General features: G+C 57.8%; 24 protein-coding genes, 5 tRNA genes and 1 riboswitch. Of the genes, 10 read left to right on the top strand and 19 right to left on the bottom strand.

Annotated features, from left to right (window positions below; genetic code table 11):
- Positions 1-68: 68 nt before the first annotated feature.
- Both CKW37_RS16885 and CKW37_RS16880 read left to right on the top strand, forming a co-directional pair.
- Positions 69-1,412: an amidohydrolase family protein gene (locus CKW37_RS16885; RefSeq protein ID WP_095156852.1), complete on the top strand. Its 1,344-nt coding sequence runs from the start codon at positions 69-71 to the stop codon at positions 1,410-1,412.
- 2 nt (positions 1,413-1,414) lie between these two features.
- Positions 1,415-1,858: a heme-binding protein gene (locus tag CKW37_RS16880; protein ID WP_095156851.1), complete on the top strand. Its 444-nt coding sequence runs from the start codon at positions 1,415-1,417 to the stop codon at positions 1,856-1,858.
- On the opposite strand, the gene CKW37_RS16875 is transcribed toward CKW37_RS16880, so the two are convergent.
- The 3 genes from CKW37_RS16875 to CKW37_RS16865 form a co-directional block, all read right to left on the bottom strand.
- Positions 1,849-2,778, bottom strand: coding sequence for a LysR family transcriptional regulator (locus tag CKW37_RS16875; protein WP_095156850.1), 930 nt, complete (start codon positions 2,776-2,778; stop codon positions 1,849-1,851). The two genes, CKW37_RS16880 and CKW37_RS16875, sit on opposite strands and share 10 nt — an antisense overlap.
- Before the next feature lie 93 nt (positions 2,779-2,871).
- Positions 2,872-3,951, bottom strand: a complete 1,080-nt coding sequence (locus CKW37_RS16870; protein WP_095156849.1) for an aromatic ring-hydroxylating dioxygenase subunit alpha — start codon at positions 3,949-3,951, stop codon at positions 2,872-2,874.
- Between the two features lie 31 nt (positions 3,952-3,982).
- Positions 3,983-4,936: a PDR/VanB family oxidoreductase gene (locus tag CKW37_RS16865; protein WP_095156848.1), complete on the bottom strand. Its 954-nt coding sequence runs from the start codon at positions 4,934-4,936 to the stop codon at positions 3,983-3,985.
- Between the two features lie 257 nt (positions 4,937-5,193).
- Here CKW37_RS16865 and CKW37_RS16860 point away from each other — a divergent pair, with 257 nt between their 5' ends.
- Complete coding sequence (locus CKW37_RS16860; RefSeq protein ID WP_095156847.1) at positions 5,194-5,658, top strand: MarR family winged helix-turn-helix transcriptional regulator; 465 nt, start codon at positions 5,194-5,196, stop codon at positions 5,656-5,658.
- A gap of 15 nt (positions 5,659-5,673) precedes the next feature.
- On the opposite strand, the gene CKW37_RS16855 is transcribed toward CKW37_RS16860, so the two are convergent.
- Positions 5,674-6,824, bottom strand: a protein-coding gene (locus CKW37_RS16855) for an IS3 family transposase (protein WP_095156846.1) whose coding sequence is annotated in 2 segments (ribosomal slippage) — positions 5,674-6,581 and positions 6,581-6,824 — 1,152 coding nt in all. Because the reading frame shifts where the segments join, the coding sequence is not laid out codon by codon here.
- A 37-nt stretch (positions 6,825-6,861) separates the two neighbouring features.
- Between CKW37_RS16855 and CKW37_RS32480 the strand changes: the two genes are divergently transcribed.
- The 4 genes from CKW37_RS32480 (at position 6,862) to CKW37_RS32470 (ending at position 9,576) form a co-directional block, all read left to right on the top strand.
- The gene (locus CKW37_RS32480) at positions 6,862-7,248 is read left to right on the top strand and encodes a hypothetical protein (protein WP_143502020.1); all 387 of its coding nucleotides are present in this window, start codon (positions 6,862-6,864) and stop codon (positions 7,246-7,248) included.
- A gap of 51 nt (positions 7,249-7,299) precedes the next feature.
- Positions 7,300-7,854, top strand: a complete 555-nt coding sequence (locus CKW37_RS32475; protein WP_143502018.1) for a hypothetical protein — start codon at positions 7,300-7,302, stop codon at positions 7,852-7,854.
- A gap of 261 nt (positions 7,855-8,115) precedes the next feature.
- Complete coding sequence (locus tag CKW37_RS16850) at positions 8,116-8,430, top strand: hypothetical protein (protein ID WP_095156845.1); 315 nt, start codon at positions 8,116-8,118, stop codon at positions 8,428-8,430.
- A 69-nt stretch (positions 8,431-8,499) separates the two neighbouring features.
- Positions 8,500-9,576, top strand: coding sequence for a hypothetical protein (locus CKW37_RS32470; RefSeq protein WP_177454433.1), 1,077 nt, complete (start codon positions 8,500-8,502; stop codon positions 9,574-9,576).
- 127 nt (positions 9,577-9,703) lie between these two features.
- On the opposite strand, the gene CKW37_RS32465 is transcribed toward CKW37_RS32470, so the two are convergent.
- The 4 genes from CKW37_RS32465 to CKW37_RS16835 all read right to left on the bottom strand — a co-directional run bounded on the left by CKW37_RS32465 (position 9,704) and on the right by CKW37_RS16835 (position 11,840).
- A complete protein-coding gene (locus tag CKW37_RS32465; RefSeq protein WP_143502014.1) occupies positions 9,704-10,336 on the bottom strand; it encodes a hypothetical protein in 633 nt (210 codons plus the stop codon).
- 272 nt (positions 10,337-10,608) lie between these two features.
- A complete protein-coding gene (locus CKW37_RS16845; RefSeq protein WP_095156844.1) occupies positions 10,609-11,292 on the bottom strand; it encodes a hypothetical protein in 684 nt (227 codons plus the stop codon).
- Complete coding sequence (locus tag CKW37_RS16840; protein ID WP_095156843.1) at positions 11,289-11,609, bottom strand: hypothetical protein; 321 nt, start codon at positions 11,607-11,609, stop codon at positions 11,289-11,291. Before CKW37_RS16840 ends, CKW37_RS16845 begins: the two co-directional genes overlap by 4 nt.
- A gap of 154 nt (positions 11,610-11,763) precedes the next feature.
- Positions 11,764-11,840, bottom strand: a tRNA-Arg gene (locus CKW37_RS16835).
- 294 nt (positions 11,841-12,134) lie between these two features.
- Here CKW37_RS16835 and CKW37_RS16830 point away from each other — a divergent pair.
- Positions 12,135-12,323: a hypothetical protein gene (locus tag CKW37_RS16830; RefSeq protein ID WP_095156842.1), complete on the top strand. Its 189-nt coding sequence runs from the start codon at positions 12,135-12,137 to the stop codon at positions 12,321-12,323.
- Here CKW37_RS16830 and phnN read toward each other — a convergent pair.
- Positions 12,320-12,916, bottom strand: coding sequence for a phosphonate metabolism protein/1,5-bisphosphokinase (PRPP-forming) PhnN (phnN, locus tag CKW37_RS16825; RefSeq protein ID WP_095157122.1), 597 nt, complete (start codon positions 12,914-12,916; stop codon positions 12,320-12,322). The genes CKW37_RS16830 and phnN overlap by 4 nt on opposite strands.
- Before the next feature lie 338 nt (positions 12,917-13,254).
- On the opposite strand from phnN, the gene CKW37_RS16815 reads away from it, so the two are divergent.
- Entirely contained in the window at positions 13,255-13,581 is a 327-nt protein-coding gene (locus tag CKW37_RS16815; RefSeq protein WP_003254499.1) for an Arc family DNA-binding protein, read from the top strand.
- Positions 13,582-13,701: 120 nt separating this feature from the next.
- Here CKW37_RS16815 and mgtE read toward each other — a convergent pair whose 3' ends face one another.
- The 8 genes from mgtE to alaS all read right to left on the bottom strand — a co-directional run bounded on the left by mgtE (position 13,702) and on the right by alaS (position 20,487).
- Positions 13,702-15,144, bottom strand: coding sequence for a magnesium transporter (gene mgtE / locus CKW37_RS16810; protein ID WP_095156840.1), 1,443 nt, complete (start codon positions 15,142-15,144; stop codon positions 13,702-13,704).
- A 371-nt stretch (positions 15,145-15,515) separates the two neighbouring features.
- Positions 15,516-15,592: transfer RNA gene (locus tag CKW37_RS16805), tRNA-Arg, on the bottom strand.
- Between the two features lie 78 nt (positions 15,593-15,670).
- A tRNA-Arg gene (locus tag CKW37_RS16800) sits at positions 15,671-15,747 on the bottom strand.
- A 76-nt stretch (positions 15,748-15,823) separates the two neighbouring features.
- A tRNA-Arg gene (locus tag CKW37_RS16795) sits at positions 15,824-15,900 on the bottom strand.
- A 108-nt stretch (positions 15,901-16,008) separates the two neighbouring features.
- Positions 16,009-16,099 (bottom strand) — tRNA-Ser (locus CKW37_RS16790).
- A 72-nt stretch (positions 16,100-16,171) separates the two neighbouring features.
- The gene (gene csrA / locus CKW37_RS16785; protein WP_010226667.1) at positions 16,172-16,360 is read right to left on the bottom strand and encodes a carbon storage regulator CsrA; all 189 of its coding nucleotides are present in this window, start codon (positions 16,358-16,360) and stop codon (positions 16,172-16,174) included.
- A gap of 180 nt (positions 16,361-16,540) precedes the next feature.
- The gene (locus tag CKW37_RS16780; RefSeq protein ID WP_095156839.1) at positions 16,541-17,776 is read right to left on the bottom strand and encodes an aspartate kinase; all 1,236 of its coding nucleotides are present in this window, start codon (positions 17,774-17,776) and stop codon (positions 16,541-16,543) included.
- Positions 17,777-17,862: 86 nt separating this feature from the next.
- Complete coding sequence (gene alaS, locus CKW37_RS16775) at positions 17,863-20,487, bottom strand: alanine--tRNA ligase (protein ID WP_095156838.1); 2,625 nt, start codon at positions 20,485-20,487, stop codon at positions 17,863-17,865.
- Positions 20,488-20,712: 225 nt separating this feature from the next.
- A riboswitch (FMN riboswitch) is annotated at positions 20,713-20,865 on the top strand.
- Between the two features lie 95 nt (positions 20,866-20,960).
- On the opposite strand from alaS, the gene CKW37_RS16770 reads away from it, so the two are divergent.
- Positions 20,961-21,467: a 6,7-dimethyl-8-ribityllumazine synthase gene (locus CKW37_RS16770; RefSeq protein WP_095156837.1), complete on the top strand. Its 507-nt coding sequence runs from the start codon at positions 20,961-20,963 to the stop codon at positions 21,465-21,467.
- A gap of 64 nt (positions 21,468-21,531) precedes the next feature.
- Here CKW37_RS16770 and astE read toward each other — a convergent pair whose 3' ends face one another.
- Both astE and CKW37_RS16760 read right to left on the bottom strand, forming a co-directional pair.
- Positions 21,532-22,542 carry a succinylglutamate desuccinylase gene (gene astE / locus CKW37_RS16765; RefSeq protein ID WP_095156836.1) on the bottom strand — a complete coding sequence of 337 codons (1,011 nt, stop codon included), beginning with the start codon at positions 22,540-22,542 and terminating at the stop codon, positions 21,532-21,534.
- Between the two features lie 11 nt (positions 22,543-22,553).
- Positions 22,554-22,844, bottom strand: a complete 291-nt coding sequence (locus CKW37_RS16760; protein ID WP_095156835.1) for a topoisomerase II — start codon at positions 22,842-22,844, stop codon at positions 22,554-22,556.
- Positions 22,845-22,847 lie beyond the last annotated feature (3 nt).

Here is a 22,847-nt window from a genome sequence, read left to right as displayed (position 1 = left end):
ATCTGATAGTGCATCCAGGCACTGGCGCCCTAGCCTCCGGGGCAAACAAGACGAGGAGATCCACAACCATGAGCGCCCTGCACCTGCACTGCTCCACCCTGTTTGACGGCACCGGCCTGGACGTCCGCCAGCAGCAGACCCTGATCATCGACAACGGCGTGATCCGCCATGTCGGCCCGACAGCCCAGGCCCCACGGCCCGTGGCAGGCGACCGGGAAGTCCGTGGCGATTTCGTCATGCCGGGCCTGGTGGACGTGCATACCCACCTGGCGTTCGGCAACGCCCAGAGCGAGGAAGATATCGACATCTGGACCAGTGACGAATTTCGCGCCCTGCGCGGGCTGTTCTTCGCCCAGCACGTGCTTGCCGCCGGTGTCACCTCCATGGTCTGCCCCGGCGACAGCGGCCAACTCAGCATCGCCGTGCGCAACTCGGTCAACGCGGGGCTTTTCGCCGGGCCGCGAATCGCCGCCAGCAGCCGCGTGATCACCAACCGACAGAGCCTCAACGACTGGTTCCCGAGCCGCGTCGGCGCACCGGAATTCTTCACCGCCGCACTGGTCACCAGTCGTACCGACGCCATCGCGGAAATCCGCAAGCAGGCCAAAGATGGCGTGGACCTGATCAAGATCGCCATGGACGGCACCCAGCGTCGTCCCAACGGCGAAATCATCGCCGCCTTCACCGCCGACGAAACCCGCGAGATGGTCGAGGAAGCTCATCGGCTTGGCTGCCGCGTGGCCACTCACGCCTACGGTCGCGAGGCCGTGATGTACGCCGCCAAGGCGGGCGTGGACCTGGTCTTTCATGCGTTCTACATGGACGACGCCTGCATCGAGGCCTTGCTCGAAGCCGGCACCGTGCTGGCGCCGACGATGACCTTCCCGCAGAACACCGTGGATTTCTGCCAGCCCCACGACCCGGCCATCACCACCGGCTACGCCGGTTACTGCGCACGCACCCTGGAAGTGGGCACGCCGGTGCTCAAGCGGGCCAAAGCCGCCGGTATCCCCTTTGCCTGCGGCAGCGACAGCGGCTTCGCGGTCACGCCGTACGGCGAGTGGCATGCCCGCGAACTGGAGTTGCTGGTGCGCCGCCTGGAATTCACCCCGGCGGAAGCACTGTTTGCCGCGACCAACGTCGGCGCGCGCCTGATGCCCCGCGGTGAAACCATCGGCACCCTGGAGCCGGGCAAGCAGGCCGACCTGCTGATACTCGACGGCTCGCCGCTGGATGACATCCGCATCCTTCAGGACCGCAACCGCCTGCACGCCGTCTACAAAGCCGGCGAACCGGTGAACCTGCAACGGACCGCCTACAACCCGAAACAGGTGTCGGACTTCAACACCTTGAAGTGGACCGATCTCTACACCCGCAGCCGCGTTGCGGAACTCGGCAAATGGAGCCAATGAACATGACCCGTCTCGACGTCGAACACGCCGCGCGCCTCGCGGCGGCCACCCTTCGCCATGCCCGCAAGCTCGGCCTGCGCCCGCTCGCCGCGGCGGTGCTCGATGGCGCCGGCCACCCGCTGGCCGTGCTGCGCGATGAGGACGCCAGCTTCTTGCGTCCGCGAATCGCCACCGGCAAGGCTCGCGGTTGCCTGGGCATGGGCATGGGCGGTCGAGAACTGGCGCGCCGGGCCCAGGCGATGCCCGCGTTCTTCGATGCGATAAACAGCCTGACCGATGGCGAGGTGATCCCGGTCGCCGGAGGAATATTGCTGCGCGATGCCGAAGGCCGCTTGCTGGGCGCCCTCGGCGTCAGCGGCGACACCTCGGACAATGACGAGCGCTGTGCGCTACTGGCCATCGAAGAGGTCGGCTTGCACGGCGAAACCGGTGATCCTCAGCCCTGACGCAGCAACCCGGCCTGCTCCACCAGCACCTGGCGGAACCAGGCCAGCGTCGGGTCGCACACCTGTTGCGGGTGCCACTGCAGCGCTTGGGAGGCTGCCGGAAATTCGATAGGCGCCGGCAGCACCCGCAACGGATACCGTCGCGCCAGCGCCTCGGCCTGGCGGCGGAACAGCGTGGCGACCCGCGGGGTCTGGATCACGAACTCCGCCATCAGGGCGAAGCTCTGCACCGTCGCGACTACCCGTCGCTCGATGCCGATGTCCCTCAGGTGCTGCGTGTCCAGCGACAGGCTCTGCCCATCGGCGAACTCTCGCACTACGTGCTCGGCGGCGCGGTAACGGGCGAGGTTCAGGTCATTGCCTTCAGGCCAATGCTCCGCGCAGACAATGCAACACAGTTCATCCTCGAGCAGCGGAGCGTGGGGATACGCGGGATTGATCCGCCGTTGCGGCACGATCACCAGATCGCTGCGGCGGTACTCCAGCGCTTCGCCCACCTGGTCGCCGTCACGCGATAGCGACAGATCCCGCACCACTAGCGATGCGCCGGGCGCCAGACGGCACAGTTCGCGGCTGACGGCGGGTATCAGCGTGGCCGCCACATAGTCCGACGCCACGAGGGTGAAACGCCGCTCACAACGGGCGGGGTCGAAGTCGGCGGTGGTTTCCACGAGTTCGCCGGCCAGGTCGAGTACATCGCGCACCTTGGGTGCCAGTTGACGTGCCAGCGGGCTGAGCTGCAAGCCGCGACCGAGCGGGACAAGCAACGGGTCCTGAAAATGCTCGCGCAGCCGCCCCAGCGCGGCACTGGTCGCCGACTGGCCGAGGTTCAGGCGCTGGGCCGCTCTGCTGACGCTGCATTCTTCCAGCAGCACATTCAAAGCGACCAGCAGGTTCAGATCGAGACGACGGTAGCGCATGGGCGACTTATACCCTGCCGGGTCATCGCCCGCGTGCCAGTTTCGCGCTACCAGGTATCGCCACAGGCGATACCTCGCCTGCCGCCGGTGACATCAGGCAGACGCCAGGCGTAGGCGTTCGATGATCTTGCGCGCGCGGTTGGCGCCAACATCCACGTGGATATCAACCATCGGCCGGGGACCGAAACCGAGCATGTTCTTGTACTGGGCCTCGATCACCACCTTGTCTTCATCGAAGGTCAGCGCGGTCTGCTCGACGACCTTGGCCTTGACCTCTTCGACATTGCTTTCGGGGTTGGTCGCCATGGTCCAGAAGTAGTGGCTGGTCGTCTCGGTCTCTGGCGTCACGCCATGGAAACCGCGCATGTGGAAGCCGCCACGGCGAGGGTCATCGAGGGCGTCCGTTCCGGCATCGACCGCGCCGGTCCAGATGCGCAGATGACTGACCAGAAACTCGATTTCCTGCCAGCGATCGACCTTGCCTTTGAAGGGATACGCCGCGCTGTACGTCGGGGGTGGCTGCGACCCGGGCATATGGCGGACCACTTTCACCGAGGTGTCATCACTCTCGACGCGCATCTGCGCATTCATGTGAACGCTGGCGTTGCCACCGATGGTGCGCAGGTGCACGTAGCCCAGGTGGCTCAGGTCCAGCAGGTTGTCGTGGATCAGTTGATACGGCGCATCGTAGTGATAGATGCCGCCTTCGAAGACGTATTCGCCGCTGCTGTGAACCTCGTACGCCGGCGGTTCGATCGTTGGCTGCGGCTGCGAGGCGCTGCCGAACCAGATCCAGATGATCTGGTCGCGCTCTTGAACGGGATACGCCTGGACCCTGGCCTTGGTCGGCACCTTCGCCTGGCCCGGCACCTCAAGGCACTGCCCCGTGGCGTCGAACAAAAGGCCGTGATAACCGCAACGCAAACCCTGCTCTTCCAGCGTGCCGCTGGACAGCGGAAGTGCCCGGTGACAGCAACGATCCTCGAGTGCGGCGACCTTACCGTCAGCGGTGCGGAAAAGTACCACTGGCTTGCCCAGCAATGTCCGGCCAAGCGGCTTGTCCTTGAGCTCCCAGGCGAACCCGGCGACGTACCATTGGTTCAGCGGGAACTTCGGTTCTTCGGCTGTCGCGCCTACCGCGTGGGCAAGCGCGTGAGCATGGGATGCACTCATAACGATCTCCTTTCATCTTCTTGTTGGGGGGTCACAGGTCCAGCACCAGGCGGGGGCTGTTCGAACGTGAGCAGCACGGGGTGAAACGGTCATTGCGGGCGTGTTCCGCTTCGGTCATGAACTGATCGCGATGATCCGGCTCGCCGGCCAGCACCGCAGTGACGCAGGCGCCGCAAATACCCTGCTCACAGGAGCTGTCGATATCGATGGCGTTCTCCAGCAACACCTCAAGCACGGTGCGGCAGGCCGGGATGCTGATGACCCGCCCGGAACGCGCAAGCTCGACGTCAAAAGCACGGTCGCCCTCAAGCACCTGGGGCGGCGCGGCGAAATCCTCTCGATGAATCTGCTGATCGTTCCAGCCGCAGGCGTTGGCGGTGGACTGAACATGGGTCATGAAGCCCGCCGGGCCGCAGACGTAAAGCTGGTCACCCGCGGCAGGGCTCGCGAGCACCTGCGCGGCGTTGAACCGCTGCTCGACAGGTCCGTCATCCACATGCAGTCGAAGGTGGCGGCTGAAAAGCGGGCTGTTCAGCAGTTCAACAAAGGCCAGGCGCTGAACCGAACGTCCGCAGTAATGCAGCTCGAAATCCTTGCCGGCGGCAATCAGGGTATGAGCCATTGCCAGGATCGGCGTAATGCCGATGCCTCCCGCGAACAGCAGATAGCGCTCCCCCGTCAGATCGAGGTCGAACAGGTTTCTCGGTGTGCCGATAGTGAGCCGGGCACCCTCCCCGACATCCAGGTGCATGCCCCTTGATCCGCCACGGGATTCGGCTTCGTGAAGCACGGCAATCAAATAGCGACCTTGTTCCTCAGGGGAATTACACAGCGAATACTGCCGAACCACACCTGGCGCAACCTGAACATCGACATGCGAACCCGCGGTGAACGCGGGCAACGCCGCCCCCTCCACGGCGAGCAGTTCGAAACTGCAAACGCCGTCGGCTTCGATGGTTTTCTGTGACACACAAACTTCGAGCATGAGCCTGCCCTCACCACGGTTATGCAGTGTTTGAAAATGAGTACGGGAGTGCCGGGCACACCGGCGGGAAAATCGGGGTTTACGGATCAGGCAGGAACGAAGGGCACAAGCGAGTCATGACACGGGACCTCTGGTTTTTGTTGTAGTGTCGCGTGCGCTTATGATGCGGACGCGCAATCCTCACATGATTTTCATCCTAGCCATTTTAGTTGCGGTGTCAACTAATTTCATTTCAATGCACGGGTATCTTTCCTGCCATGCCACATACGCCACTGAATCTGGAGCGCTACGTACCGGCGCTGCTGACCTTCCTGACCAACAAAATGTCGAGTGGCGCATCCGCCTGCTACCGCAAGCATTTCGGGATTGGCATCGTCGAATGGCGACTGCTGGCGATGCTCGCGGTTGAAAACAACATCAGCGCCAACCGTATGGTTCAGGTGATCGGACTGGACAAGAGCGCCATCAGCCGGGCACTGCAAACGCTTGAACGGGATGGGCACGTATCGACTGAGGTGGATGCAAAAGATGCGCGTCGCTACACCGTCTCGCTCACTGAAGCGGGGCATGCGCTGCATGATCGGGTGCTGGTCACCGCGCTGGAGCGGGAACGGTTGTTGCTGGGGGGTTTGACAGAAACAGAGGTGGAAACACTCATCGGTTTTCTGCACCGGATGACTGCTCAGTTGGACAAGGTGAATGCGGTGGAGCCGGAGGAGTGAATCGCCCCGGATTCTCTAGACACCTTGCAAGCTCATTGCGTAACGCTTTTCAAACTCTCCCGGTGACAGCTGATTGTTGAAACCATGGCGGCGTTTTACGTTGTAGAACATCTCGATGTAATCGAACACATCACTCCGAGCATCTTCCCGAGTGGTGTAGATTTTTCGCTTGATCCGTTCCAGTTTCAGAAGCTGGAAAAAGCTCTCGGCCACGGCGTTGTCATGACAGTTGCCTCGGCGACTCATGCTGGCAACCAAATTGTTTGCCTTCAAAAAGCTGCGCCAATCGGAGCTGCTGTACTGGCTGCCCTGGTCGGAGTGAACCATCACCTCCTTTTTCGGTTTTCGCCTCCAAACCGCCATCAATAACGCATCAAGGGCCAAATCACTGGTCATCTGCGACTTCATTGACCAGCCAACGACCTGACGAGAAAACAGATCCAGCACCACTGCCAAATACAGCCAGCCTTCATACGTACGAATATAAGTGATGTCGGTGACCCAAACCTTGTTGGGTTCTACGACATCAAACTGCCGCTTCAGCAAATTGGGTGAGGCGACCGCTGGCTTACCGCCGTACTTTCCAGGGCGGCGTCGATAACCTGTCTGAGAACGCAGACCTTCAAGACGCATCAGCCTTGCCACACGATGACGACCACAATCCTCACCGGCCTCGCGCAGATCGTCATGGATTTTGCGATAGCCATAAACGCCGCCGCTCTCCAGCCATGAATGCTTGATCAAACCCAGCAGTCGATGCTCGTCTTTGGCTCGTAGAGATTGCGGCTCAGACAGCCAGGCGTAATAACCTCTGGGATGGACTTTCAGCGTCAGGCAAAGCCGTCGAATCGAATACTCGCCCGCGCGCTGCTTGATAAAGGCGTACTTCAGCCGCACTCCTTGGCAAAGTACGCGGCGGCCTTCTTTAAGATGTCTCTCTCTTCCGTCACACGTTTGAGTTCAGCGCGTAGCTTGCGCAACTCGGCCTGCTGATCATCATCTTGCTGACGCTGCTCTTGGGGCTTGCTGTAGACCTTGATCCAGGCGTAAAGGCTGTGCACGGACATGCCCAGCCGCTGGGCGACATCGGCAACAGGTTTGCCTTTTTCGGTCACTTGCTTGACCGCTTCGATCTTGAACTCTTCGGGGTAACGCTGACGACTCATGGCACCTCCTATTTGGGACTCATTATGAGGCTTGGAGGTGTCTACGAAACCAGGGGCGATTCATGCCGATTATATAATTGATGCAACCACCGGGTATACGATACAGGGTCTTGAGAAATATAAACGAGAGAACGGGCGATTCATAGGATACATCAAGCCGGGTGTCGGCCCTTGGAAAGACTGGTTGTACTTTGAATCGGAAAATCAAACGGGTGAACAATATGGTATTGGACTAGTACCAATTTTTGGTGTTGATGGGAAGGAGTTAGAGGTATTGAAAGCCTTGAATGGTAGAAGGGTAAAGATGGAGGGGACTTATTTTATGGCTAAAGGGCTACAGATGGGCGATCCTGATGCCAAAGTCATTGTTGTCGACCCAAGATTCTTTGATCTAAGTCAGAAACTAACATTCAAAGTACTCTAACAAATGCGCGCAAGATGCATAGTGAGTAATCACCGCCCGGAAAAACTAATCATGCATTTTTTCATTATCGAACATGTAAAACTCAATGGTCAGCCTGAGAACGCCAGAGCGGTGACTTTTGTAGATTTCAAAGGAGCTTCTATGCGCATATTAAAATATCTTGCAGTTGCTACAGCTTTAAGCACTTCCAGCTTTGCATTTTCCCAACAATTTACTTACTTCTCATTCCAAGAAGGCGGTTATGCAGGAAGAATGCTTGTTGCAAACGAACTAGAGCACGGCACCCCAATACAGCCTCTGGCTGTCCATATTCAGACCGTAGACACTACCACTCAACATGAATGTGATGTTTGGGCCATGGAAAATACTGTAGCCCGAATCCAGTCAACCGGAGAAATATCTACATCAATGCGAGTTATAGATAAGAATAAAAAAGCTACGGGTGAGCATTTTGACATTGTACTCGGCAAGTCAGCAGCGATAATCACTTCACCTACTCCAAGTGAGTACTGCGGACTTTCAGCGACATTTTCCGGTAAGTGGGTACGTTCTCATGAAGAAGGCACCGGGGAAGACGAGCAAGAGGCTGAACAAGACGCGTTGTGAGGAAAAACGATCTACGATATAGACGTTTCTGCTCGAGCAACTAGCTTATCAGGGCATGTACACGTGGCCGGAAAAGTGCCGGCCAGTTCCTGGAGGCGCTTGCAGAAGGGCGAGCGCGACGGCCAGCCACAGATGCGTGATAGGGCGGACTGCTGTGTGAGGGGGCCAGAGAAGAAGTGTGGGGGGAGAGGCTACTTTAGGCCAATGGTGAAATGAGCCATTGCCATTTAGTTTTGGGCTACTCGAAAGCAAGGGGACAACATGATCAAGATCTTCGAAGACGATGATCCCACATGGAAAATCCTCGTCCATGTTCTGGAGCACGGGATTGCCGGTATTGCGGGCGGCAGAATGGGCACCCGCAACAAGTTGGAAGAAGTGAAGGAGAAGGCCCGATCTGATCGTCACGACAATGTTGTTGCCCTTTCCACGGTTCATCATTTCTGGGGTGAGTTGGCGTTCATCTACGATGAGCAAATCTATCGATTTCAAGAGGCTAGGCAACTGGTGATCGAGGCCTACGACAAGCAGCTTTCCGCTCAGGGCATTTTCCCTGATACCTATCCCGGCAGTTGAGTAGGGGGCCGCTATGTGTCTCGCGCGTGCAGTACCAGTCGCTTAAAACTACAGGGAGCAGCCACAGACATGGCACAATTTTTTCAGATCATTGCCGATAATGGCAGTCCAATTGACGCGCACTTCGGAATAGAGTCGGACGAGGTTGTATTCCACAGCCGTGGCGGTACCAAAGGTAAGGGCGCGATCAATTCCGAATATGCTCTGGGGCTTTCTGTTTTGCTGACCAGGCTGAAGCGGGCTTCGTTTTTGGTAGAACGCGTCTGGGTTGATAGCAGCCGCGTTCAAGGCATCCCAATTTCTCAGCGAACGATACTCACCTCAGGGGAGAGCAAAGCGCCTGTTGATCAGGTTATGAAAGTCCTTTCCACTCGAATGAAGGCCGTTGGCCGATCATCCTCTGAGTCTTCAGGAGGAAACTCCACTAGACGCATTCGGATGACAGTATCTGGGGGCGATGCGCAGGCATTAAATCTCGCGCTTGGCGGTACTCCCGTAGATAAAAATCTACGAAGCCTCGAACGACTTCCCGCTGAGGTGCTTCGCGGAGTCACCGCTGAGTATATATGGCGTGCTGTTCAGGACCTGATCAGCGGGATTGATTCACCTGGATTTGCTGAGTCAACCGATTACGACCTGATCGTTGATGAACATCTCCGACTACCACCGAAGGCGGTATTTGGCTTAGCTGCTACAAGAGCTCTAGGATTTCAGATACTGCCCAGACACTTCACCGCCGGCGTTAACAGCGTCTGTTTTCAACTACTGGAGGATGCTGGCTTCCGTATAGTGCCCAAAGGTGCCTTGATGGCTGATCCCGTACTGCCATCGCTTTATGAAGATCAGGTATGGACTGAGGGGCAGTCCAGGCTCGTGGCTCATTTACGGAAAGAGCGCGCCCCGGGCTTGTCGATTGCCAAGAAAGCTGAATTCAAGAAGAACCACGGGCGACTCTATTGCGAGCGCTGCAAAATGGATCCGGTTGAAACTTACGGCGCAGAAAACGGAGAGGCCTGCATTGAGGTACACCATCGAACCGTGCAGATCGCGCAAATGGCACCAAGACATCTGACAAGCCTGGAAGATTTGCAATGCCTGTGCGCGAGTTGCCACCGGGTTGTGCATCGTGAACTGAGTGGAGGGTAGGGGATTATATTTTCTGGGTTGGGAGGTTGCTTGTGGTCAGGGGCGAATATCGGCCGATTGCGCTGAAAAAGTAAGTCCTCTCAACCTGCGCGCAGACATGCGAAATCCGAGCTCGGAGTCCTCTATACTAAACCCCTCTCGATGGAGGAGCTGAGCTAGTACTACTGGCACCAATTCTTAGCTTTGCTCGTTCGAGCATTGAGATAGCCTCTAATGCGTGCGCAGAAAGGTGGTAGGCGTTTTCGCAGAGAGTTTTCCAAAATTCTACCGCCAATATTTCATCTTCAATGGGGGGGAGCGATTTGGCGACTTCTCTAGCAAATATCTCATCACTTAGCGCCTGAATGCGTTTCAGTCTAAGCCAATGATGAGAGAGCATTTGAAGAATTTCCGGATCTGAGACAATTGTGAAAAGTGCCGGGGATACGACCTCCCAGGTCGTAAGCCGCAGATCAGGATTGTGCATAACCCTGCCTTCTTCTGCCCCTATTCGTATCGTGTCAAGAACGCCGATATTATACCGGCACGCCGCGACTAATACTTCAATTGAGTCTCTTGCTTGTTGACGCAAATCTTCTACCTGCAGTCTCCTTTGTCGGCGGAGAACAAGCTCATTTAACGCCAAAGCTATAGGAACTCCGAGCACTACACCTATTAGCGTGGAAACTAAGTTTGGCCAAAAGGCATCTAAAAAAGGAGACATGGTTGCGATCCAATTATAAGTGAAAAATAAATCTGACATTTTATTTTCACTGATCAAGGCTAGTAAAGTTCTTTATCCATGCATAAGCTTCATTCAATTTGACTAACACGCTTCAAAAGAGGTGTGAGCATGGAAGAAGAGCGGCGTAACTAGTATACACATTAAAGGCGAGATCACAGTGTGTCCATGGCCCGTTTTCGGCCGTTTACTGCTATGCTTATTCTTGAGGAAAATATTGCAATGCGAAACTCAATCCTATTTCCTGCGTTTCTCTGTTAGCGAAAAACGACCGCTACAGATTTAAGAACCAATTACTTAACGCCTGATTGCTATCCAACATGCGGAGTCTGACTCAGAATCTTTCTAAAATCAAAGCTACGAATACGACACTCTTCTAGCAGCTCTACAAAGTGTTTCATATAAAGCATTGCATCGGCTTCCGAGGGCTTTTGCCTGCCTACGAGAGCTACCGAAATTATTTTTTCAACCACGATTTTTCCGTGAGCGATCAGTTCTTGATCCTCCCAATACTGCATGTACCGCCGCCGGCGGTATGCCTCTTCAACTACCTCCTGAAGAGTTTGCGGTTGGGACCTGGGCTTCTGCGTAGGCTCGAAGCGAAGACTGGCAGTGTCGCTAGTCGTCTCATAATTATGCCCTTGTGAAAACGCCCAATCACGCAAGAACTCGTCAATCCTCGCCTCAACTCGATGATGCCGATGTGCGTTGAAATCATTACTGATAACAACAGCAGGAAGCATTGGCGCGCCAGTATTGCGAAGTTGGAAGGTAGTTTGAATAAGGACGATAAAATCGATCTCTGAAAATCGTCCCGGATCTTTTCCATCACCAGTCAAGCGAAAGCTGAACCTATCGACGAGCTGGGAGAAAGGAATGCTTTCGACGGATTCATTTAGCACCAGGGCAATCCCTGGAGTATTGGAGTCTAAGCCTAACAACCTCTTGGATGAAGCGATCTGCCGCTTGGCGTTCCTCAACACCCCTTCAATCATTCGAGTCGCATTCGAAAAAATTTTAAAGAGTTGGGCGTCACCACCAGGTGTGGCCTTGATTGCAGCCCCAAGTCGTACGAGCCAAATATCAGCGGAAATTCTGGGCTGTCCATTATCGGCTTGGCACCCTCTAAAATTTTCTCCTTGGGGTCCACATCGAGAGTCTTCATCTCTACAACGGCTCCCCTGTCGAAGAACAGATAGTCAGCGATCTTAACCCCTGGGGGTTGCGCCACATGACCATCCAAAGGCGTTACATGCGCCTGGCTTTCAAGGAATTGCTGCATTCGTTGTTCAATGCCGATTGCTTGATCCATTTTAGCCCTCCAGCAGCACGAGAAGCCCTAGACTCTAGCCCGCATGCGTTGGGTAGCGCAGGTAACGCTATAGACAGAAAAACTCTCTGCACCCGCCCTGCACCCATAGAGACCGAGCAGGAAATACGAGAAACGCTGAGAGCCTTAATTAATATGGTGTCCCAGGGCCGGTTCGAACGGCCAACCTTCCCCTTAGGAGGGGGATGCTCTATCCAATTGAGCTACTGGGACACAAGCCGGCAGCGGACGCCGCGCGGCGGAAGGCGTGCATGTTAACCAGCAGGGAGTTATTTGTCATGCCGTGAATCGGGCTTTTTGCCTGCCGACGTCGCGAGGCTTACGTAACCAATCGTGCATTCTGCAATAAAGCATAAAGCCATCATTGCAGGATGCACGAAAACGCTAGCTCAAATAACATCTAACTAATTGATTTAAATGGAAAATTTTAAAAAATTCGATTGGCACGACAACTGCTGTATCAACCACAATGGAATGTATTGATCCCACAGCCCTGGAACCCACGCCATGAATCACGTCCTCATCGCCTTGAACGCCCTTGCCCTGACGGCCGTGATCGGGTTGAACCTCATGCCTGCGCAAACTTCTGTGGGCTCTCTGGATTACAAAACCTCGATGCAGCCAAACCGTGCCGTTCTGGGCGAAGCACCGCAGCAGTCCGCCACTCCGGTCGCCGAGCATACCCTCTCCTTCTAGACGTTACTGACGCCCTCTTCCCGCAGTATCGCCAGCAGGCGCTGCACGGCAGCGTCGAGCGTCGTGGAATTGTCCAGCAGGTACACACCCTCATCGAATTGACCTGCAATCCGCAGGTTGCGCGCCAGTCGCTCCTCGATTTCCGCGACGCCTTCCCGGGCGCGGCGCAGCAGTCGGCCTCTCAAGACTTCCGCAGACACCGTCAGAAGAATTGGCACCAGATCAGGGTATTTCGCGCGCGCCGACTGCAAGTGGCCACGGGAGCCGTTGACCAGGACCGACCGGCCTTCAGCGAGCCAGGTATCGATCTCCACAGGGATGCCGTACGAAAGGCCATTGGCCTGCCAATCCAGCGCGAAAGCCCCATTCGAACGTAGCGTGGCGAACTGCCATGGCGATACACTATGCGCCACTTCGCCCACCGCCTCGGCGGAACGAGTAATGACGCGTCGGGCGACAGCCACCCCCAACGCCTGCAACGCAGGTCGTGCGTGATCAATCACACTGTCCTTGCCAGACCCGGAGGGTCCCATCAGGTAGATCAACCTGCCGTGGGCGGCCAACGGGCCGTCGCCCCTTGCGTCATGCTGCATAGCCACTATGCTCATAGATAGGAAAGCCCGCGCATTCTAGGCGCTTTCCATGACCTTTTCGCCTGTTGCTGATGGCAGGTAAAAAGGTGGCTGAATCGGAAAAGTGGTGACACAAAACTTTTCAAACCAGTACTCATTTCTGATAATTGGTACTGGCAAAAAGCCTCCACCCGGTTCAATATTTGTCACAGAATTGACGCCAAGGAACCGGCGACAATGAGGCATCATAACGGCCTCATTCACAATTCAGGTTGAACATTTGACCGTGATGATGGTCGTAGTCTCATCGCGCGGCCAATTTCAAGAACCGCTTCCCCTGAACTAAACCGGTCAATTATATGCGCCCAATGAAACAGGCTATTTACTCAAGCCGCACCGCAGACAAATTCGTCGTCCGCCTACCCGACGGAATGCGTGAGCGCATTGCCGAGGTTGCGCGTAACCATCACCGCAGCATGAACTCCGAGATCATTGCCCGCCTGGAGCAGAGCCTTATCCAGGAAGGCGCACTGGGAGACGAGCTGAGCATGCGCCTGGACAGCCCGGAACTGTCCCTGCATGAACGCGAGCTGCTGCAACGCTTCCGTCAACTGTCCCATCGCCAGCAAAACGCCCTGGTGGCTCTGATCGCCCACGACGTAGAGATGGCAGCGGACGCTTCCTGACCTTATTCCTGAACCCGCTTCAGAACAAAACGCCCGATGCACTGCATCGGGCGTTTTGCTTTTCGGCGCTCACAAAAAAAGCCAGCATCTCAGCTGGCTTTCTTTTACTTCAGTTGGGCATCACAGCAGGAACACCGTGGCCAGGCCGAGGAAGATGAAGAAGCCACCACTGTCGGTGACCGCAGTAATCATCACGCTGGACCCCATCGCGGGATCTCGCCCGAGGCGTACCAGGGTCATCGGAATGAGTACGCCCATAAGCGCCGCCAGCAACAGGTTGAGCGTCATCGCCGCCATCATCACCAGGCCCAGCGACCAACTGCTGTACAGCAGGAACGCGACTACACCGATTACCCCGCCCCAGATCAGACCGTTGAGCAGCGAGACCGCCAGCTCCTTGCGCATCAAGCGCGAGGTGTTGCCGGGACTGACCTGATCCAGCGCCATGGCCCGCACGATCATGGTGATGGTCTGGTTACCCGAGTTACCACCAATACCGGCCACGATCGGCATCAATGCCGCCAGTGCAACCAGCTTCTCGATCGAACCCTCGAACAGGCCGATCACCCGCGAAGCAAGGAAGGCGGTGATCAGGTTGATCGCCAGCCAGGCCCAGCGGTTGCGCAGAGAGCGCCAGACCGATGCGAAGATATCTTCTTCTTCGCGCAGACCCGCCATGTTCAGCACTTCGCTTTCGCTTTCTTCGCGAATCAGGTCGACCATCTCGTCGATGGTCAGACGGCCGATCAGGCGGTCGTTCTTGTCGACTACGGGCGCTGATACCAGGTCATAACGTTCGAACGCCTGGGCCGCGTCATAGGCGTCCTCGTCGGGGTGGAAGCTGACCGGGTCGCTGGCCATTACTTCGGAAACCTGCTTGTCCGGGTCGTTGACCAGCAAGCGCTTGATCGGCAGCACGCCTTTGAGGATGCCGTCGTAATCGACCACGAAGAGCTTGTCGGTGTGCCCTGGCAGCTCCTTGAGCCGGCGCAGGTAACGCAGAACCACTTCCAGGCTGACGTCTTCGCGGATGGTGACCATCTCGAAGTCCATCAACGCACCTACCTGCTCCTCGTCGTAGCTCAGGGCTGAGCGCACACGCTCACGCTGCTGGCCATCGAGGGTTTCCATCAACTCATGGACAACGTCACGGGGCAGTTCAGGGGCGAGGTCGGCGAGTTCGTCGGCGTCCATTTCCTTGGCGGCGGCGAGCAACTCATGATCGTCCATGTCGGCGATCAGGGTTTCACGCACCGCGTCGGATACTTCGAGGAGAATGTCGCCGTCTCGCTCAGCCTTGACCAACTGCCAGACCGTCAGGCGGTCGTCGAGGGGCAATGCTTCGAGAATATGGGCAACGTCGGCGGAGTGCAGGTCATCGAGCTTGCGTTGCAGCTCGACCAGATTCTGCCGGTGAACCAGGTTTTCTACCCGGTCTTGATGATGGCCTTCCTGGCGGTGAGTGAGATCTTCCACCACGCGCTGGCGATGGAGCAACTCGACCACCTGGGCCAGGCGATCCTGCAGGCTATCTTGCGTCTTTTTTACTTCGACTTCAGTCATAGGCGAACTCCACTCCCAGCAGCGGAGCACGCCGGGAGATCAATCAGTCACATCGTGATTGGCAAAACGAGCTATTGAGTAACTACTGGGTAAGTCCATGGTGGTATTCCACAAGCCCCGGCGGGGCTGACGGGCGCAATCATACACCGCTTGAGCTGCCAGGGGCTGAAAATATCGGCGAAAACAATCGTTTGCGGAAATGACCGACGCAAACGCCCGAATCCATCAATGCGACGGCAAGCGCCCGAAAAAGAGCACATGCGCCAACTAAAAATTAGCACGCCCTATCGATTGCTCGATGACATTTTATTAATCGGAGAAATAAACGCGGAAAACAAAAAGCCCGCCATTAAGGCGGGCTCTTCGTTATATGGTGCACTCGACAGGATTCGAACCTGTGACCGCTCGGTTCGTAGCCGAGTACTCTATCCAGCTGAGCTACGAGTGCAGGGTTGGTACTTGATGGACCAGATCACCTCTGGTTGAAGCAGAAGCAAGTTCCGATTGGAAACTACTTCTTTATATATGGTGCACTCGACAGGATTCGAACCTGTGACCGCTCGGTTCGTAGCCGAGTACTCTATCCAGCTGAGCTACGAGTGCAGGGTTGGTATTTGATGGACCAGATCACCTCTGGTTGAAGCAGAAGCAACTTCCTGTTGGAAACCGCTTCTTTATATGGTGCACTCGACAGGATTCGAACCTGTGACCGCTCGGTTCGTAGCCGAGTACTCTATCCAGCTGAGCTACGAGTGCATTTGAAGCCGCGCATTATAGTTCGCTTAATCGTTTTTACAAGTGCTTTTTCGTTTAATTTCAACGACTTAGCAATTTGGATCAGATTACAGCGCCCTACATGAATAATGGCGGAGAAGGGGGGATTCGAACCCCCGATACCCTTGTGAGGTATACTCCCTTAGCAGGGGAGCGCCTTCGGCCACTCGGCCACCTCTCCGCAACACGGGGCGTATAATAACCAGAGCTTTCCCCGTTTGCAAACTCTTTTTTGAAAAAAAATCGATAAAAATTAATGGGTTGGTTCTTCGTCCTTCTCTTTCTTGATCCGAAGGTAGATTTCCTCACGGTGTACGGCCACTTCCTTGGGGGCGTTCACACCGATCCGCACTTGATTTCCTTTGACGCCGAGCACGGTCACGGTGATTTCGCCATCGCCAATAATCAGGCTCTCTGCGCACCGACGAGTCAGAATCAACATACCTTTCTCCTCACGCAATTCAGTTCAGGGACAACAGTCTGCAAAAAAAAGGGCTTCAGCCTACAACCAGGATGGCTATCGACCTACGCCTAAGTATTGACCAGCGCGGACAAAAGAACAGATTCCACACCAGCCAAAAAAGAAGGGGCGCGGCCTGGCCGCGCCCCTGGGGACCAACGCTTACTCGCCCTGACGGGACGGAGCGTCCAGCTCGAAAGCCGTATGCAGCGCGCGTACAGCCAGTTCCAGGTACTTCTCTTCGATGACCACGGAGACCTTGATCTCGGAAGTGGAGATCATCTGGATATTGATGCTCTCCTTGGCCAGCGCTTCGAACATGCGGCTGGCAACGCCCGCGTGGGAGCGCATACCAACGCCGACGATCGACACCTTGGCGATCTTGGTATCGCCAATGATTTCCCGAGCGCCGATTTCACGTGCGGTGTTTTCCAGCACTTGCTGCGCCTTGGCGTAGTCGTTGCGGTGCACGGTGAAGGTGAAGTCGGTGGTGTTATCGTGCGAAACGTTCTGCACGATCATGTCGACTTCGATGTTGGCGGCGCTGATCGGGCCGAGGATCTTGAAGGCAACGCCCGGAGTATCCGGTACGCCACGGATGGTCAGCTTGGCTTCATCGCGGTTGAAGGCGATGCCGGAAATGATCGGCTGTTCCATGGATTCCTCTTCATCAATAGTAATGAGGGTACCCGGACCCTCCTGGAAGCTGTGCAGCACGCGCAGCGGAACGTTGTACTTGCCGGCGAACTCGACGGCACGGATCTGCAGCACCTTGGAACCGAGACTGGCCATTTCCAGCATCTCTTCGAAGGTGATCTTGTCCAGGCGCTGGGCCTGGGACACGACGCGCGGGTCGGTGGTGTAGACACCGTCCACGTCGGTGTAGATCTGGCACTCATCAGCCTTCAGCGCTGCCGCAAGGGCCACGCCGGTGGTGTCGGAGCCGCCACGACCGAGGGTGGTGATGTTGCCGTGCTCATCGACACCCTGGAAACCTGCGACCACAACCACGCGGCCGGCCTTGAGGTCGCCACGGATCTTCTGATCGTCGATTTGCAGAATGCGCGCCTTGTTGTGCGCGCTGTCGGTGAGAATCCGTACCTGGTTGCCGGTGTAGGAAACCGCCGGAACGCCACGCTTCATCAGTGCCATGGCGAGCAAGGCGATAGTCACCTGCTCACCAGTGGAAACGATCACATCCAGTTCACGCGGAACCGGCTGATCGCTGATCTGCTTGGCAAGGTCGATCAGGCGGTTGGTTTCGCCGCTCATCGCCGACAGCACAACCACCAGGTCATCGCCAGCTTCGCGGAATTTCTTGACCTTTTCGGCAACCTGCTCGATTCGCTCGATTGTGCCGACCGAAGTACCGCCAAATTTCTGTACGATCAACGCCATTTCAAAGCCGCCTCAGCCCGTGAAGGGCACCCAATAAACAATCACAACGCCCGCGGCCCGCCACTAGACGACGGGCCGCAGGCGCCTCAGACACCCTGCTCTACGAATGGCACGGTCAGGGCCAGTGCGCCGTCCAGCGCCGCGGCGTCCACGCCACCGCCTTGCGCCATGTCCGGACGACCACCACCCTTGCCGCCCACCGCCGCAGCGGCTTGCTTCATCAAATCACCGGCTTTGAGTTGGCCGGTAAGGTCCTTGGTCACGCCTGCGACCAGTACGACCTTCTCTTCGTGGACACTGCCGAGCAGGATCACTGCGCGGCCGAGCTTGTTCTTCAGTTGATCGACCAGCGCCAGCAGGGCCTTGCCATCCTGACCGTCGAGACGCGCAGCCAGCACCTTGACGCCCTTGACGTCCACCGCGCTGTTGGCCAGGTCGTCACCGGCGGCACTGGCGGCCTTGGCCTGCAGTTGCTCCAGTTGTTTTTCCAACTGGCGGTTGCGCTCGAGCACAGCCGACAGCTTGTCGATCAGGTTGTCGCGACTGCCCTTGACCAGTTGCGCGGCTTCCTTCAACTGCTCTTCGGCGGCGTTCAGGTAAGCCAGCGCCGCAGCACCGGTGACCGCTTCGATACGACGGACGCCGGAGGCCACACCGCCTTCGCTGATGATCTTGAGCAGACCGATATCACCGGTGCGCTTGGCATGGATACCACCGCACAGTTCAACCGAGAAGTCGCCGCCCATGCTCAGGACGCGCACGTTGTCGCCGTACTTCTCGCCGAACAGCGCCATGGCGCCCTTGCGCTTGGCGGTCTCGATATCGGTCTCTTCGGTTTGCACCTCGGAGTTCTTGCGCACTTCGCGGTTGACGATCTCTTCCAGCGCCTTTATCTGCTCTGGCTTGATCGCTTCGAAGTGGCTGAAGTCGAAACGCAGGCGCTGGCTGTCCACCAGCGAGCCTTTCTGTTGTACGTGATCGCCCAGCACCTGGCGCAGCGCAGCGTGCAGCAGGTGAGTGGCCGAGTGGTTGAGCGAGGTAGCGTGCTGGACATCGGCATCGACCTTAGCTTCAACCTGGGCGCCAACGCTCAGGCTGCCACTGGCAACGATGCCGTGGTGCAGGAACGCGCCACCGGTCTTGGTGGTGTCACGCACGTCAAAGCGCACGGCACCCGCCAGCAGGTAGCCGGTGTCGCCCACCTGGCCGCCGGATTCGGCGTAGAACGGCGTGCGATCGAGGATCACCACGCCCTCCTCGCCTTCGCCCAGTTGCTGGACAGACTGGCCGTCCTTGTACAGGGCGACGATTTTGGCGCTGTCTTCAGTGGTGTTGTAGCCGGTGAACACAGTGTCCACGTCGACCTTGACCAGGCTGTTGTAGTCCAGGCCGAAGGCGCTGGCGGAACGGGCGCGCTCGCGCTGGGCGTCCATTTCACGCTCGAAGCCAGCTTCGTCGATGGTCAGCTCGCGTTCGCGGGCGATGTCGGCGGTCAGGTCCATCGGGAAGCCGTAGGTGTCGTACAGCTTGAACACCACGTCGCCCGGCACCACGTTGCCTTTCAGTTCGGCCAGGTCCTGCTCGAGGATCTTCAGGCCCTGTTCCAGGGTCTTGGCGAACTGCTCTTCTTCGCTTTTCAGCACGCGCTCGATGTGCGCCTGCTGGGATTTCAACTCAGGGAAGGCTTCGCCCATCTCGCCCGCCAGCGCGGCGACGATCTGGTAGAAAAAGCTGCCCTTGGCGCCGAGCTTGTTGCCGTGACGGCAAGCGCGGCGAATGATGCGGCGCAGCACATAGCCACGGCCTTCGTTCGATGGCAGCACGCCGTCGGCGATCAGGAAACCGCAGGAGCGAATGTGGTCAGCGACCACCTTGAGCGACGGCTGGGCGTCGTTGCTGCAGCCGATGGCCTTGGCCGAAGCGGCCAGCAGGCTTTGGAACAGGTCGATTTCATAGTTCGAGTGAACGTGCTGCAGGACCGCGCTGATGCGTTCCAAGCCCATGCCGGTGTCCACCGAAGGCGCCGGCAGCGGGTGCAGGACGCCGTCCGCGGTGCGGTTGAACTGCATGAAAACGTTGTTCCAGATCTCGATGTAGCGGTCTCCGTCTTCTTCCGGCGAACCGGGCGGGCCGCCCCAGATGTCGGCGCCGTGATCGTAGAAGATCTCGGTGCACGGGCCGCACGGGCCGGTATCGCCCATGGTCCAGAAGTTGTCGGAGGCGTAGGGCGCGCCCTTGTTGTCGCCGATGCGGACCATGCGCTCGGCCGGAACGCCGACTTCCTTGGTCCAGATGTCATAGGCTTCGTCGTCGGAGGCGTAGACCGTGACCCAGAGCTTTTCCTTAGGCAGGTTCAGCCACTTGTCCGAGGTCAGGAAGGTCCAGGCGTAGGTGATCGCGTCACGCTTGAAATAGTCGCCGAAACTGAAGTTGCCCAGCATTTCGAAGAAGGTGTGGTGGCGCGCCGTGTAGCCGACGTTTTCCAGGTCGTTGTGCTTGCCGCCGGCACGCACGCATTTCTGGCTGCTGACCGCGCGGGTGTAGGCGCGTTTTTCCTGGCCGAGGAAGCAGTCCTTGAACTGGTTCATACCGGCGTTGGTGAACAGCAGGGTCGGGTCGTTGCCCGGAATCAGGGAGCTGGAGGCGACTCGGGTGTGTCCCTGCTCTTCGAAGAATCGAAGGAAGGCTTCACGGATTTCTGCGCTTTTCATAGGTTCTTCCACGGAAACGGCGGCCTGAGGCAAATGTGCGCGTCAAATAGACGAAACGACGGCAAAGGGCCGCATTATATCTAGCCTGAGTGCCGGGTGCAGTGTGTTTATACGATCGAAGCCTGCATTCAGGATGAAATGACGTTTATCCAGGCGATTTAGTTAGCAGGCTATACGTTCCGCCAAAAACTATGTTACAAACGGCGTCGCCATCACAGGTGATGGCAACGTTCTCAGGGCGGGGTGCAACTCCCCACCGGCGGTAATTGCGCGCAATGCGCATAGCCCGCGAGCGCTTGCAGGCACGGCTTGCAAGGTCAGCAGACCCGGTGTGATTCCGGGGCCGACGGTCATAGTCCGGATAAAGAGAGAACGGGATAGACACCGCTGTGTCCGTTCGTCCACGCATTGCGGGACGACCATCCCTTTCGATCCAGATGCCCTGTTTTTCATATAAACAGGAGTCCGTTTCAATGCAACCAACCCCAATCGACAGCAAGTCCCACGGCAACGAACGTATCGCTTTCGTCCAGGCGTGCTGGCACAAAGATATCGTTGACCAGAGCCGCAAAGGCTTCGTCGAGGAAATGGCCAAGCACGGCTATCAGGCCGGCGATATCGATTTCTATGAAGTCGGCGGCGCCTTCGAGATCCCGTTGCACGCCAAGCTACTGGCCCGCAGTGGCCGCTATGGCGCCATCGTCGCCGCCGGCCTGGTGGTGGACGGCGGCCTGTACCGCCATGAGTTCGTCGCCCAGTCGGTGATCAGCGGCCTGATGCAGGTTCAACTGGAAACCGAAGTGCCGGTGTTCTCGGTGGTCCTGACCCCCCACCACTTCCACGCCGGCGACGAGCACCAGAAGTTCTTCTTCGAGCATTTCGTGCTCAAGGGCCAGGAAGCGGCGAACACCTGCGCTGACACGCTGTTGAAGCTGCGGGCACTGCGTCGCAGCGAAGTGCCGCAGAAAGTCGCGGTATAAATGAGAAGGCCGCGGAGTGATCCGCGGCCTTTTTCGTTGCCCTGACCTAATCGCTTGCCAGCGACTACTGGCCCAGTCCCTCTGTCGAGGCGGGCACGATCAGAATCCCCGCGCGCAAGCCGTTCTTGACCTTCGGGTTGGGGAAGATGATGCGAGCCCCCTCCTCCTCGACGATCCAGCGCGTCTCGGCCAAGTCTTCGGCCAGCAGATAGCCCTTGGACAATTCCGAGAAATTCTCGATGTCCGCCGGCAAGTGCAGGTGGAAGTTGTCGCTGTGCTTGATGATCTCGCGGGCGACGCTGAACAGTTGCAGGCCATCCAGCCCTTCCGGCTGCTCGGGCTCGGTGCCTTCGATGATCTGGATCAGCCGCGCCTGGAGCCGGTCGAGATTGACCTGCTCGTTCTGTCCGAAAGGCCGCGCCTTGCCCAGTTCCAGGGTGAAGGACTCGGCCTCGAGCTGTTCGTAGGTGAAGGCGGTAAAGGTGATGGAGGTCTTGCTTTGCAGCAACACCGCTTCCATGCCGGCGGCGCGCAGACGGGCCAGTTCGCGGCGAGAGTGCTGGCGCCCCTCTTTATAAGGATAGAGGGCGAACTGCTCGATCTTCGAACCACGGATGGCGGTGTGCAGGTCGTAGTGCAGCCGGGTACGCCCCGGCAGGCTGAAAAAGGTGGTCGCCAGGCGTTCCAGTTCACAGGCGCGCAACGCCTCCGAACCGCTGGACAGCTCATGACGGCCGTTGAACAGGCGATTGACGTCCTGTTCAAGGTAACGCTCACCGCGCCGAATCGCCTCGGGGTTACCGAACAGGAACAGAATCCGCGCCCGGGGCTTCACGTCACCGCGGGCGATGCCGTGCAGCAGTTCGTCGAGCAGCTCGATGGGCGCGGTTTCATTGCCGTGGATGCCGGCGGACAGCAGGATGTCCAGGCCGATATCCCGCGATTCCGGCGGGCGGACTTCCAGCGCGCCCTCGGCGAGCCAGCGCAAGCGCACGCCCTCGACCGTCAACTGGGTCTTCTCCGCCGGTTCACGACCGGCAAGGGTCAGCTCAAGCAGTTTGCCGAGGGCGAGCATGGTGTCGTTCCTTAGTGATGATGTCCGCAATCGGGACCGTGGACGTGATCGTCATCGTCGCCGGCATCGGCCGGCTCCATTTCCAGTTCCAGGCTGACCAGGTTGGTGGCCAGCGGGCGCAGCAGCAGGGTGGCGTATTCGCTATCGCCCTCTTCCACGTCGACGCCGATCAGCAACTGGCCGCGGCCATCCTGCTGGATCCAGACTTCCTTGCCTTGCCAGATCACCGCAAAGCGGCTGGTGGAGACTTCGCGCGAGGTGCCATCTTCATCTTCAAGGATCAGTTGCAGGGCGTCGGACATGTT

Origin of the sequence: Pseudomonas sp. Irchel 3E13 (assembly GCF_900187455.1) — a bacterium.
Lineage (GTDB): Bacteria > Pseudomonadota > Gammaproteobacteria > Pseudomonadales > Pseudomonadaceae > Aquipseudomonas.
Note: the sequence above shows the minus strand (reverse complement) of the source record. Positions and strands in the feature narration are given on the sequence as shown.